Origin of the sequence: Pontibacter toksunensis, assembly GCF_042686245.1 — a bacterium.
GTDB classification, from domain to species: domain Bacteria; phylum Bacteroidota; class Bacteroidia; order Cytophagales; family Hymenobacteraceae; genus Pontibacter; species Pontibacter toksunensis.
Genome location: NZ_JBHUOX010000012.1, coordinates 104046 through 117681, shown reverse-complemented (window position 1 = coordinate 117681; position 13636 = coordinate 104046). Strand labels below are relative to the sequence as shown.

The 13636-nt window shown below is 45.8% G+C and carries 6 protein-coding genes; 3 read left to right on the top strand and 3 right to left on the bottom strand.

The features are described from left to right. Window positions 1–193 precede the first annotated feature (193 nt). From ACFS7Z_RS16235 to ACFS7Z_RS16225, 3 genes are all read right to left on the bottom strand, one after another. Entirely contained in the window at window positions 194–4711 is a 4518-nt protein-coding gene (locus ACFS7Z_RS16235) for a DUF7619 domain-containing protein (protein WP_377486687.1), read from the bottom strand. Window positions 4712–5000: 289 nt separating this feature from the next. Beyond that, complete coding sequence (locus ACFS7Z_RS16230; RefSeq protein ID WP_377486684.1) at window positions 5001–6353, bottom strand: sensor histidine kinase; 1353 nt, start codon at window positions 6351–6353, stop codon at window positions 5001–5003. Next, window positions 6343–7704 (bottom strand): sigma-54-dependent transcriptional regulator, encoded by a 1362-nt coding sequence (locus ACFS7Z_RS16225; protein WP_377486681.1) that lies wholly within the window; start codon window positions 7702–7704, stop codon window positions 6343–6345. The genes ACFS7Z_RS16230 and ACFS7Z_RS16225 overlap by 11 nt, the downstream gene beginning before the upstream one ends. Before the next feature lie 250 nt (window positions 7705–7954). Here ACFS7Z_RS16225 and ACFS7Z_RS16220 point away from each other — a divergent pair, with 250 nt between their 5' ends. From ACFS7Z_RS16220 to ACFS7Z_RS16210, 3 genes are all read left to right on the top strand, one after another. Then, window positions 7955–10357: an ABC transporter permease gene (locus tag ACFS7Z_RS16220; protein ID WP_377486679.1), complete on the top strand. Its 2403-nt coding sequence runs from the start codon at window positions 7955–7957 to the stop codon at window positions 10355–10357. 60 nt (window positions 10358–10417) lie between these two features. Beyond that, on the top strand, window positions 10418–12838 hold the full coding sequence (locus tag ACFS7Z_RS16215) for an ABC transporter permease (RefSeq protein WP_377486676.1): 2421 nt from the start codon (window positions 10418–10420) through the stop codon (window positions 12836–12838). Between the two features lie 204 nt (window positions 12839–13042). Further along, complete coding sequence (locus tag ACFS7Z_RS16210; RefSeq protein WP_377486673.1) at window positions 13043–13606, top strand: retropepsin-like aspartic protease; 564 nt, start codon at window positions 13043–13045, stop codon at window positions 13604–13606. Window positions 13607–13636: the final 30 nt, after the last annotated feature.

The following is a 13636-nucleotide window of genomic DNA, read 5'->3' as shown; positions in this document are numbered from 1 at the left end:
GGTTGTTGTGGTTTGGCTACCGTTTAATTTAGGCAGCTTAGCCAAACCATTATAACCTGATTTCAGGAGGAACAGTTATATTTTAATCAAAACAACACATAGTATAATTGTACCATTTGATGGAGTGAAGGAGTTTGTTAAGGCTAGTTGAAGAGTAAGGAGTTTGATGATGGTGAAATATCTGGCTGTTGATTTAAAGTAGCGTAAGCTTTTTAGTCACAATGCCTCTATCTGTTCTGATGTGTAGGATATAGAGCCCTGTCTGCGCAAAAGCCAGGTTCATCTCCAACTTGTCAGGGCGTGGACTGGAAACCGCAGCCGAGTGTATAAGCTTACCAACGGTACTGAACACCTGCACAGCCTGCACATCAAAGTCGGCTTGTAGGAAGTTGATGGTAAAGTACCCGGTGGTAGGGTTGGGATAAACGACAATGGACTGTGTCGGTGTGAGCTCTTCTATTTCAAAATCAGAAGTGCTGTAGGCAATGCCTCCATACCCCGTAATTTTTACTTTACCGGTGCTTGCACCCCTTGGTACGCGTACTTTATACCTTGCATCTGAAGCTTCTAAAATCAGTGCCTTCTCTCCGTTGAATTGAATCTCATCCTGCACGCCAAGTGTGCCAAAATTCGCACCTGTTATCTCTACTTCGGTGCCCACACTTCCTTTTGAGGGTGCCATGGAAACAAAGACAGGAGCCGGTATTACCTCGAAACTAACAGTGCTTGTTGTTTTACCGCCTGGCGTCTCGACAGTTACAAAACCAGACCCAGCACCAACGGGTACTTTTACCGTCAGTTGTGTAGGGGTTGCCTGCAGCACCTCTGCCTGCACATCTCCGAACATCACCCTGTTTCGGTCTGCAAGCGGTGCAAAATGCTCGCCTGCCAAGGTAATAATAGCACCTACAGCGTCTGTGGTTTTGCTCAGGCTACTGATGGAAGGCTGATGCCATACAACATATTCGGTTGTACTTTCCGTCTCGCCCCCTTTGGTTACAATCTTAAACTTTGATGTCACGGCTTCAGATGGTACCCGCACCACCAGTACATCACCTGTATTGCTGATGATGTCACATGCCTTTGTGCCAAGTTTTATACTTTGTAGCAAGTCTGGGTTTAGCTGCTCACCCATCAGGGTTACGGTGGAGCCTGCAATGCCCTCTGCAGGGCTGAAACTGCTGAGTACTGGTGGCTGGTATACTTTAAAGGCATCTGCCGTGTTTGCCGCGCCGTCTGGTGTCACTACTTTTACAGTGCCTGTAGTTGCGCTTACTGGCACCAGCACGCGCAACTCTGTATCAGAGGCGCTTACAACAGGAGCCAGTATACCATTGAAATAGACCTTGTTGCTGGCCGCTGTAGCAGAAAAACGCTTACCGCTAATACTTACTTCTGTGCCATACTTGCCGGCAGCGGGAGCGAAGCTTGAGATAGCTGGGATTGCAATAATCTGCTCCAGGTTTAGTCGCACCGTTTCATCTACAACCAGCGGCATATCATAAATGCGGTTTTCAGTGATATTGGTTCGGACAGGAGAATTGAAGTCGAAGAAGATATCAGCGTAATTCTCAACGGCAGTTTTCTCCGGCAGGTTTGCTTTGGGTTTTATGCTGAACTGGATGTACCCGTGGCTGCCAGGCTCATTGCTAGTACTGTCGGGCAGCATGATGTTATCAAATGTCCAGGTAAGCACGGCTTTTCCTTTTCCGCTTAATTCATACCGATGTGTATGCGAAACTGAGCCGATTTGCAGCGTGCTCAGGTCCAGGTGCTCCGAAAGCGTATCCACTACTACCACCCGGTAGGCCACATCGGTGCCGGTGTTCTGGAACCGTATCTTATACTTCAATGCCACACCCGTTGGTGTGTAGTTCTCTTCTGTCTGCCCAGTAGGTGTTACCAACTTGTCGTTCGGGTCGAAAGAGTCGATGATGGGCAGGCATTCTTCTGCTACCTCGGCCTCTTCATCGTCGGTAGGCAGTGCATTTACAAATCCGGTGCTGAAGGCAGTTGGGGTAGCTGCTGTACTACAGGCTTCTATTGTTGTGCTGGCCATGGTATTGTCGCCATTGCCCTCAGGCTGGTCTGCCTCCAAACGAACGGTTCTGCCACCTGCGGGTACCCAGAGCACCAAGCTGTCGCCGGCGGCCAGCCTGTAATCCTCTACCGTGGAGAGCAATCCGTTGATGTACTTTCGGAACTGCTCACTCTTCTCCATGTCCACCTGCCCGGTATTTTTTATCACGAAGCGCACCTTGCCTGTTTCCGGGTTACAGGTGCCTGTAATTGTAATGACAGGAGCAGGGGGTGCCGTAGGGCTCTGGTTGCCTGGTGTTATCCAAGCCCTGGTGCAGACGGTCATGCCTCTTATAGTTTCGTCTCCACAAACTACTTTGTCCTGGATGGTTATGACACTTTTTTGGCCTGCTGCCACCGTGCCGGCATCAAACACATAGGTGCCGTTGGGCAGGCGGGTGTACGGCTTATCTGCCGACAGCAGGTCTACTTGCGCTGGTAGCTGTAAATAAACTTTCGCATCTTCAGCAAGGGCATAGCCTGTGTTGGAATAAGTAAGTTTCGTGGTGCTCTCGAAGCAACGGCGGCGGCGGTCGGAGGCGACACTGACGGAGAGGATGGGGGAGACAACAACCTTCACCCCAATGTTGTGGCTCCCTGAATTGTTGCCAAAACTGTCGAAAGTAAAGGTGCTGGCATTCTGGTTAGGCAAACACGACAATTGTGACTTTTTACCTGCCATTTCCTCAAAGAGAGGCTCTACTGTGAAAGTGCCTTTTCCCACTGCCAGGGAATAATGACCCCCTGCATCTGTTATGGCATAGTATGGGCCTGGTTCTGCTTTTGTTATGACGCCTGCAAGGCCCGGCTCATTTGTGTCCTGTACACAATTTAGATTGATGTCATGGTAAATGCTTCCCTGAATGAGATTATACACAAGAGGGGTAGTAGTTTCATATACTTTTATTACATCTTTATAATGGTCGGCAGCAGCAATAAACTTACCATCTGCGCTTATCGATATACTAGGAGAGTCATCTGGCAAAGAAGAAACCGCTTTTCCTCTGGCGTCATAGTACGTTACTTTGTACACAGCTCCATCTAGAGAGGAGACAACAGTGTTTCCTAAGGCATCTGTGGTGATGCTTGCACGTGCCAAGCGGTCATATTCATCTGTTCTGAAAGAGCCGTACTGTTGCAGGAATTTTCCTGTCGAACTGAACTTCTGTATGCGATGTCCATTGATATCTGTGACATACACATAACTACCAGCATCTACACTTACATCCAGTGGCTTCCAAAGCTGACCCGGGCCTTTTCCCATACTGCCAAAGGTAGCGAGAAGTACACCTTCCGGGCTGTACTTACTGAGTGCATTGGTATTATGACTTGTTACATACATGTTGCCAATCTGATCAACAGCCAAACCAGCCGATACATAAGTTCCAGAATTTACCTTATAGTATCCTGCTATGTTGTTGAAAGACCTGATGTAATTTCCCATAGCATCAAACTTTTTGATAGATGTTCTTGTGCCCTCTATATCCACAACATAAATGTAGCCCTGGTTATCTACGGCAAGGGTTAAAGGATTCTCAATACCGGCATCCTTCCCGCCAAACACCAGGAGTTCCTGTCCCTCCGGGTTCAGTTTTACTACTTCGTTTTTAAAAAGATCCAGCATGTACAGGTTGTTATTGTTATCGAGTACAACCTCATATGGCCTTCTAAGGCTTCCCCACTGTTCTAAAAACTGCTGATTAGCATTATACTTGCTGACGGCACTACCATACCTGCTATAGCTTCCGAGGTACATGTTGTTTTGGCTATCAAAAACGATTTTAAAATCGCTTCTCCAATAGCGGCTGTCGGGTTCTGTATTTAAAAGCAATCTCTTTTTGAATTCACCGGCAGAGGAGTAGATGTTTATTGCCGGGGTGAAGTTTGATATATAGATGTCACCGTTCTTGTCTAAATCAATATGAGTGGGCCTTATAAGGCCACCGTCTGCTATCGCTTTTTCGCTGAAGCGCTGTACTATTTCTCCTTCTTGGTTCAGCACCGTCAGGAGGGAAATAAAAGAATTGCTTTCTAGATTACGTTTGGTTTCAGCAACATAGATTTTACCCTGATCATCTAAAGCGATTTGAATGCTGGATGTGTGGTATTCCGGGGCAGCATCAGCAAGGGCAATAGATTTTATATACTTGCCTTCTTTGTCATATACAAAAATCTTTCTTTTTAAAGAGTCGAAGATACAAAGCTGCAGGTGCTTGTTGTAGTGAATAGTCCAGGGATACAAATATTCCTCTGGCCCTTCGCCGGCGTTGCCAAAGGTTTCTAAAAAAATTCCGGCTGGATCATGTTTCTCAATTCTCTTTTTTACACGGTTAAGCAGATATATATACCCCTGATCATCAACCGTAATACCCCCGGGTGCGCCATCTGGAATGTAAGAGTTTGCATATTCCTCTAATTCAACTGAAAATTCAGATAAGATCTCTCCTTCCTTCATCTTCAGGATTCTGGTTTTGTCAATCACATAGATGTTGTCTGCAGCATCTACTGCCATGCCTCCTAAGTCAAAAGATGGGGTGCTGCCAATAGTAGACTTTAATTGATAACCAGGAACCTGAGCTAGTATAAAGTGCAGAGGGAGTAGTAATAGAAAGAACAGTAGCGTTTGTTTCATAAAGGAAGTAAAGAAGCTCAGGGTTTGGATTCTAAATATCCTCTAAATATAATAATATAAGTATTAGTGTAACATTATATAAAAATATTATATATAAAATCCTTGAAAACAAATCATGCTTGTTTTTCTTCGGTATAAGTTCTTCTAAGGAATCAGATCAACTTGGCGACTGGGAGGATGGTTTTATCTGCTTGAAGCAAGAAAGGTTAGCTATGGCCAAATTAAGATGAAGGGTAGTTTGGAAATGAGAATATGTATCAACTCTGTTCATTGTTCAAGTTCACTTCTCTCACCCAAACCGAAGGATAAACACCGTTCCCACGCCTTCTTCTGATTGTACCTGAATGGTGCCGCGGTGGAGCATTACAATCTGCTTGCACAAACTCAGGCCAATGCCGCTGCCTTGCTTCTTGGTGCTGAAAAATGGGATAAAGATTTTCTCCTGTACTTCCCTGGACATGCCGGCTCCATTGTCGCTTACTTTGATAACAATTTTGCCATCGGTGCCGATGTTGGCGCTCAGGGTTATCTCTGGATCAGGAACGTCTTTTACAGCTTCCATGGCGTTTACCAGCAGGTTGATGAGCACTTGGTCCAGCAGGTTGGGATCTGCTTTCAGGGAGAGGTTCTGATCTGTGAGTACAAGGCTGAGGTGGATGTTTTTTTGTGCGAGCGTGGGCTGCATCAGGCGGTGCAGGTTGTTGAATAGCTCCCGGATGTTGACCTGGGTTAAGTTCAGCGTTGTTATTTTGCTGAGGTTGCGGTAGGTCTGGGCAAACTTCAGCAGTCCTTCGCTCCGGCGCTTGATGGTGCCAACACCCACTTCCAGGTCTTCAAAATCCTCTGTGGAGGCACCTGTCACCACGGCTTCCTTCAGGCGGTTCTTCAGCGTATCGGCCAGCGAGGAAATGGGCGCGATAGAGTTCATGATTTCGTGCGTCATCACGTTCAGCAGCTTTTGCCATGCCTGCGACTCTGTTTCATCCAGCGCTTCATTCACATTCTGGAAGGCCACCAGTTTATACCGGTTGCCATCGCTTTGCCAAGAGGTTGCCGACAGGAGAACTTTAATGGTATTCTTTTCTAAATGAGTGGTATGAGCCGTCGTGATAATAGTTTGCCCGGGCTCCAGTTTTACTACCTCTTCATATAAATCCCCGTCTCTTTTCTGGAGGTAATGGATGGTCTTCATAAAAGGGACGTGCAGGAGCTTCTTGATGGCTTCGTTCATGAGCAGGATTTCGCCCGTGCCCATGTCATAGGTCACGATACCGGTATCCACCATCTCGAGTATCTTCTGCAGGTGCTGGTACTGGGTTTCTTTTTCTCTGTTGATGCTCTTGAAGGTGGTGGTGATTTCATTAAACCCCTTCCGAAGCATATCCAACTGGGCGGAGTCATGGTTTTCAGCAAAGTAGCGTGAAAAGTCGCGGTAATGGACGGACTCCACAAACTGGTTCAACTCTTCCTGCGCCTGCTTCAGAAAGCGGATGAGCTCAAAAACTTGGAAAAGGATGAGGGGCACCAGAAAGACCAGCGCCTCAGGCCAGCCTTTTAAAATGACAATGGCGGGGGTGCTCAGGGTAATACACAGCAGTACCACCCGAAGAATAAGCTTCGCTTCAAAGTTCTTAAATGTCATATTTGCCCAGTCGCCTGTATAATGCCGTGCGGGTAATCCCTAACTCCTTCGATGCCCTGGACAAATTCCCGTTGTGTTTTTCCAGCACGCGCAGGATAGTTGTTTTCTCCAGCTCTTCGAGGTTGGTCTCCTGTTGCAGGTTTTCAGGTGCAGGAGCCGCTTCTATGGGAGAGAAAATTATGTCCTGCGCCTCCAGCACGTCACTGTCGGCCATAATCACTGCGCGCTCTATGGCATACTGCAGCTCCCGCACATTGCCGGGGTAATGATAGCTCTTTAGTTTCTCCAGGCCTAATTTAGCAAGCTCCGGAGCGGGTTTCATATACTTGTTTGCGTACACCGTAATAAAGTGCCGCCCCAGCAGCACAATGTCGTCTCCTCGCTTGCGCAGCGGGGGAACCGTTATTTCCACTGTATTGATCCGGTATATCAGGTCCTTGCGGAAGCGGGCCTCGTTTGCCATCTCTGCCATCGACACGTTGGTAGCACAAAGCAGGCGCACATCAATGTCCACGGGCTCATTGGCACCCACCCGTATGACCTGCCGGTTCTGCAGCACACTGAGCAGCTTGGACTGCTGGTGCAGGGAGATGTTCCCGATTTCATCCAGGAAAATAGTGCCTTTGTGGGCAGCCTCAAAACGCCCGGCTCGGTCTTCCCGGGCATCTGTAAAGGCGCCTTTCTTATGGCCAAACAGCTCACTCTCAAACAGTGACTCGGTCAGCGCGCCCACATCCACTTTAACAAATGGCTTGTCTGCCCGCAGCGAGTGCTGGTGAATGGCTTTGGCGATAAGTTCTTTTCCGGTACCGTTTTCCCCCAGTATCAGGATATTGGCGTCGGTCGGAGCCACTTTCTTTATCTTGAAAAAGATATCCTGCATCACTTCCGATTCTCCTAATAATTCAGAGCCAATCACCGAGGTGCTGTCGGCAGGTGAGGAGGAGACCTTTGGGCCATTGGTTTTTTTGCTGATGGCTTCCTGAATGGTTGTTAGCAGCTTTTCGTTGTGCCAAGGCTTTACCACAAAATCATAGGCGCCTTCTTTCAGGGAACGGATGGCCAGGTCGATATCGCCATAGGCGGTAATCATGATGACGGCGGCGGTTGACTTCAGTGCTTTTATCTTCTTGAGCCAGAAAAGCCCTTCGTTTCCGGTGTTAATGGAGCTGGCAAAGTTCATGTCCAGCAGGATCACATCGAACGTATGGTGTGTCAGCAGTGACTGGATGTTCTCCGGATTCTTTTCCGTCACTATTTCTTTCACCTGCGGCCGCAGCAATAGGCGGACAGCCGTGAGCACATCGGTATCATCATCGACAACAAGAACAGAGGCCTTCTTTAGTTGCATAAACAAAATCTATAGCATCGAAATAAACTACAATTATGCCACTATTACAATATGCTGATTCTGAATAGGAACCATTATTTAGCAAAAGATAAAGTGTGCATTTTCGCACACTCATCGCGCGATTTTGCACGCTGCTGATATCGTAGTGAAAATTAAAGCCCTGATAATGAACAATATAATGTTTTGGCATTTGTTCTGCAAGCCTGATCAAGACAGAGAAGCACCATAGAACAGCTAAACCATTATCAACATGTTCAGAAATTACTTTATTACGGCCTACCGGAACATTCTCAGGCATAAGGTCTTTTCTTTTATCAATATTTCTGGCTTATCTCTTGGTATCACAGCCTGCCTTTTGATCGGTCTGTTCGTCTATGATGAGTATAGGTTCGATAAGTTTATACCCGGGGGAGACAGGGTATACAGAGTTTACTATGAGATAACAGGAGATGAAGGTACAGATTACATAGGTACAACCCCGGCCATGTTCGCTACTACGCTGGAGCAGAATTTTCCTGAGGTTGAGAATACCCTACGAGTGATGGAGCTGCGGTCGAAGCTACTGTTTGAAAAGGGTAATAAGAAAATGTATGAGGAAAAAGGCGTTTTTGCTGATTCGACCTTCTTCGAACTCTTTCCGCTTTCCTTTACCCATGGCTCTGCCGCTGGCGCTCTGGTGGAACCTGCCTCCATTGTGATTTCTGAAGATATGGCAGAACGCTTTTTTGGGAAGGAGAACCCTGTTGGTGAAGTGATTCAGATGAATAAATTTCCTTTCAAGGTAACAGGGGTGTATCAGAACAACCCCAGATTCCATCTCTCCATTAATTTTATTCTGCCTATGGCTGCCGGAGTCCCGAAAGAGCAATTGCAAAACTGGACTACTTATGCCTATAACAGCTACGCAAGACTTGAGGAAGGAGCAAATGTAAATGACCTGGAAACTAAATTCCAAAACTATACAGCGCCATTCCTGAAAGGTGACGGTCCTGTGTTTTTGCCTCGGTTTCAGCCTTTAAGAGAAATTCACCTTCAGTCTTTTGACTTTAAACATGATATGGCTCAAAAAGGGAACATTACCTATGTGAGAGCGCTCAGTATTATTGCTATTTTCATACTACTGATTGCTTGCTTCAATTTTGTGAATCTGGCTACTGCCAAGTCTCTGCAAAGGGCAAAAGAAGTGGGGGTACGAAAAGCTATAGGCGCCAGCAGAAAACAATTAGTCCTTCAGTTCCTTGGTGAAACCATCTTGCTAACCAGTATCAGCGTCATCTTTTCAGCAGCACTTACTTCTTTACTCCTTCCTGTGTTGAATGAGTTTACAGGAAAGCAAATGACTTTTAATGTCTTCTCTGACCCTTCATTAGCAGTTTTACTGCTCATCATGACGCTTATAGTTGGTATACTCGCTGGTTTTTATCCGGCATTGATTCTATCTGGTTTTCAACCAATAAAAGTATTAAAAGGTGGAAGTGTGAGTGAAGTATCACCAGGAAGAATACCATGGCTGCGCCAAGGCTTGGTAGTTGCTCAATTCTCTATATCTGTTTTGTTGATAATAAGTGCCATTATTGTTATTACGCAAGTAAACTTCCTCCACAATAAAGATCTTGGTTTCAATAAAAAAGAAATCATGTTCTTTCCTATGCGGGGTGAGAACATGCAAACCAATTACGAAACCTTTAAGAATGAGCTGTTAAAATCACCCCATGTCTCTTCGGTATCTATTGGATATGGGTTTCCAGGCGATATGTTTGGAGACGGCTTTGTTACAGCACCTGTAAAAGGCGAGCAGAAGAAAATTAAAGCCACGCAATTGATGGTAGATACTGATTATATAAAAACATTAGGCATACAGTTAGTGGCCGGCCGTGATTTTTCCAAGGAAATAAAAACGGATAAGGATGAAGCCTATATCATTAATGAGACTACGGTTAGGGAACTTGGATTCGAAACGCCTGAGCAGGCATTGGGGCAAACGCTTATGTGGAATACATGGCGAGATCCTGACTTAGTAAAAAAAGGGCAGGTAGTAGGGGTAGTAAAAGATTTTCATTATAAAAGTTTATATGATAAAGTAGAACCGACGGTTTTGCAAATATACCCGGAAGCCTATTCAAAAGTGGCTGTGAAAATGGAAACAGCTGATGTTGCAAATACTATTGTGCATGTGAAAAACGTGTGGGATAAATTTTCTCCGGACTATCCGATAGAGTACAATTTCCTGGATGAAAACTTTGACCAAATGTATAAGGCGGAAGATAAATTAAAATCTTTGCTCTGGATATTTACGGGCATTACCATTTTTGTCTCTTGTCTGGGCCTATTTGGACTTGCTGCCTATGCAGCTGAGAGAAGAAGAAAAGAAATTGGTATAAGAAAAATCTTAGGCGCCAGTGTGAGAGGAATTGTTCTGCTATTGTCAAAGGACTTTTTGAAAATGGTTGTTATAGCGCTTCTCATTGCTTCGCCGGTTGCTTGGTATTTCATGCACCAATGGTTACAAGACTTTGCCTATCGCATCGATATAGGGTGGTGGGTGTTTGGAGTAGCAGGAGCGGCAGTGATCATTGTCGCTTTGTTAACAGTATGTTTCCAGGCAATAAAAGCAGCAACAGCCAACCCCGTCAATAACCTCAGGATTGAATAAATACTGAGTAAATAGTAAAAGAAGAATTTATTAATATAAAACAGCTTAACCACCTCCTATATGTTTAGAAACTACTTTAAAATCGCCTATCGGAATATCCTCCGGCACAAAGGGTTCTCCTTTATCAATATTGCTGGTTTAGCGCTCGGTTTGACAGCCTGCCTGCTCATCGGCCTTTTTGTGCATGATGAGCTGCAGTACGACAAATTCCTTCCGGAAGGGGAACGGGTATACCGCGTTTACAATGATATATCTGCTGAGGAAGCCGGAACCATATTGGCGGTTGTACCTCCCATGTTTGGAAGTACTTTGAAGGAAAGTGTCCCGGAAGTAGAGACTGTTGTTCGCATCCTGATGCTGACGTTTGATTCTAACCAGCTGGTTGAGGTGGGGGAGAAGAGCATTTACGAAAAAGGACAATTCTATGCTGAACCGGAGTTTTTTGAAGTATTTCAGCTTCCTTTCAAATATGGTTCTCCCGAAAAAGCCCTTGAAGATCCTTCCTCCATCGTTATCTCAGAAGAGTTTTCTGATAGAGTGTTCGGGGATATCGATCCGGTTGGTAAGGAGGTAATGGTTAATAAAGATCCGTTTATTGTAAGAGGGGTATACAGTACGGAGGAGCGCTTTCATTTGCCTGTAAACTTTGTGCTTCCGTTGGCAGCTGCCCAGATACCTGCAGAACGGATGAAAGATTGGGGATGGCAGCAGTTTTATACATATGTTAAATTGAAAGAAGGAGCAAGTGCAGCTACAGCTGAAGCAAAGCTCCAGGATATTGTGGCAAAGCAGATTGATGAAGCCCGTAATAAACCTTTCGCATACCTTCCGTTGCTGCAGCCCCTGAACGAAGTCTATCTGTACTCAGCCAGCTTTAAGTTTGACCAGTCTATAAAAGGCAACATTACTTATGTCCGGGCGCTCAGCATTATCGCCATCTTCATCTTACTCATTGCCTGCTTCAACTTTGTGAACCTGGCTACTGCCAAGTCCATGCAGCGGGCAAAGGAAGTGGGCGTAAGAAAGGCGATAGGCGCCAGCCGGGGCCAGCTCATGCTGCAGTTCCTCGGCGAGACAATATTGCTGACGCTTATCAGCGTAATTTTTTCTGCCGCACTCACATCTTTGCTCTTGCCGTCGCTGAATGAATTTACGGGCAAGGAAATGTCGTTTAACCTGTTTACAGACCCAATTCTCCTTTTACTGTTGCTACTCCTGACGCTGGTGGTCGGCATACTGGCAGGGCTTTATCCGGCCATGGTGCTGTCTGGTTTTAAACCTGTAAAAGTGCTGAAGAGCGCTGTGGTGGTGGACAGTAAAGTGGGGAAAATACAGTGGCTGCGGCACGGACTGATTGTGGTACAGTTTGCCTTGTCCATCTTCCTCATCATCAGTGCCGGCATTGTTTACAAGCAGGTGTCTTACCTGCACAATACAGACCTCGGCTTTAACAAAGAACAGATCATGTTCTTCCAGATGAGGGGAGAAAATATGTTCAGCAACTATGAGACGTTTAAAAACGAGGTGCTGAAAGGGCCAGGCATAAAGAATGTCTCCATTGGCTATGGTTTTCCGGGAGATGCCACGGCAGGAGACGGGGTAAATGTGCCGAAGAACGGGGAGATGGTACCACAATCTACTGCCATGCTGATGGTAGATTTTGACTACATCAACACTTTAGATGTAAAAGTGGTAGCAGGAAGACCTTTTTCAAGAGAATTTAAAACAGATACTGACCAGGCTTTTATGATCAATGAGACAGCTGTAAGAGAACTGGGGTACGGTACGCCGGAGAAAGCGCTGGGGCAGACGTTATTCTGGCCAAGATGGGATAGCCCTGATTCTCTTAAGGAAGGCAAAATCATAGGTGTTGTAAAAGACTTCCATTTCAAAAGCTTGTATGATAAGATGGATCCAACGGTGCTGCAGATCTACCCGGGTGCCTATTATAAAGTAGCCGTAAAAATGGAGTCTGGTAATATAGCCGGTTCCATAGACCATGTAAAGGGAGTTTGGGACGAGTTTTCACCTGATTACCCTTTAGAGTACATTTTTATGGATGATAACTTTCAGAAAATGTATAAAGCGGAAGATAAGTTGAAGACCCTATTGACCATCTTTACAGCCATCGCCATTTTTGTTGCTTGCCTGGGTTTGTTTGGCCTGGCCGCATATGCGGCAGAGCGCAGGAAAAAAGAGATAGGTATACGCAAGGTGCTGGGTGCTGAAACTTCGTCTATCGTGACCTTGCTTTCTAAGGATTTCCTGAAGCTGGTGTTGATAGCTGCTCTCATTGCCTTTCCGCTGGCCTGGTATGCTATGCAAACGTGGCTGCAGGACTTTGCCTACCGCATCGACATTCCAATCTGGGTATTTTTTGTTGCAGGTATAGTTGCAGCTCTGTTAGCCTTTATTACCATCAGTTACCAGGCTATAAGAGCAGCTACTTCCAACCCGGTCCTTAACCTAAGGATGGACTGAAGAACTTTACAGGAAGAGCTACCCAGACAGGTAGCTCTTCCTGATTTAAACCCGAACTGATTAACTTCTGCAGAAAGCTTTAGTCGGCTGATTTTGAAACGATTTCTGTGCAGATATACTTTATACATAGGAAAGCAGGTGGTAAATTAACTGCCCTAAGGCTCTTCATTTTAAACAAAAGCATATCCGAAGCAGGAGTTATATATGAGCAAATTTTTCTGTTACCTGATAACAGCACTAACGGTTATCGTAGCGGCTTGCGATGCGCCGCAGTCCACTACCAGAGTTGCAGCCGGGGCACCAGCTGAAACAAGTGTGACAGCTGACATGAGCCTAGATGAGTTACTGACAAAGCACCAGCAGTACGAGCGGGTAAAGTTGAAGAAGATGCCATCCGGGCATCTGCAGATGCAGGTTTACCTGAATGGTGTGAGCGGGAAGTTTATACTGGATACAGGAGCCGGAGCTACCATATTGGAAGAGAAAAGAAAGGCTACGTTTAACTTAAAGTCACGTAAATCAAATACTCAGGTAACGGGAACAGGGGGTGGCACTATGGGAATGCAGCTGTCAACTGGAAATAAGATGCAGATAGGACAGCTTGAAATAGACAACACGAGCATATACCTGATAAACCTGGACCACGTGAACAAGGCTTTCCTGAACATGAAGCTGGAAGAGGTAGACGGTATTATTGGCGCCGACATTCTTTCTGCTAAGCGAGGGGTTATCGATTATACCAATCTTATCCTGTACCTGCGGAAGTAATAGCTCTACTTTTGCAGCTGGTATAGCGCA

Coding starts and splice junctions, on each gene's coding strand:
- ACFS7Z_RS16225 (WP_377486681.1), bottom strand. CDS start 7,704: ATGCAACTAAAGAAGGCCTCTGTTCTTGTTGTCGATGATGATACCGAT.
- ACFS7Z_RS16235 (WP_377486687.1), bottom strand. CDS start 4,711: ATGAAACAAACGCTACTGTTCTTTCTATTACTACTCCCTCTGCACTTT.
- ACFS7Z_RS16230 (WP_377486684.1), bottom strand. CDS start 6,353: ATGACATTTAAGAACTTTGAAGCGAAGCTTATTCTTCGGGTGGTACTG.
- ACFS7Z_RS16220 (WP_377486679.1), top strand. CDS start 7,955: ATGTTCAGAAATTACTTTATTACGGCCTACCGGAACATTCTCAGGCAT.
- ACFS7Z_RS16215 (WP_377486676.1), top strand. CDS start 10,418: ATGTTTAGAAACTACTTTAAAATCGCCTATCGGAATATCCTCCGGCAC.
- ACFS7Z_RS16210 (WP_377486673.1), top strand. CDS start 13,043: ATGAGCAAATTTTTCTGTTACCTGATAACAGCACTAACGGTTATCGTA.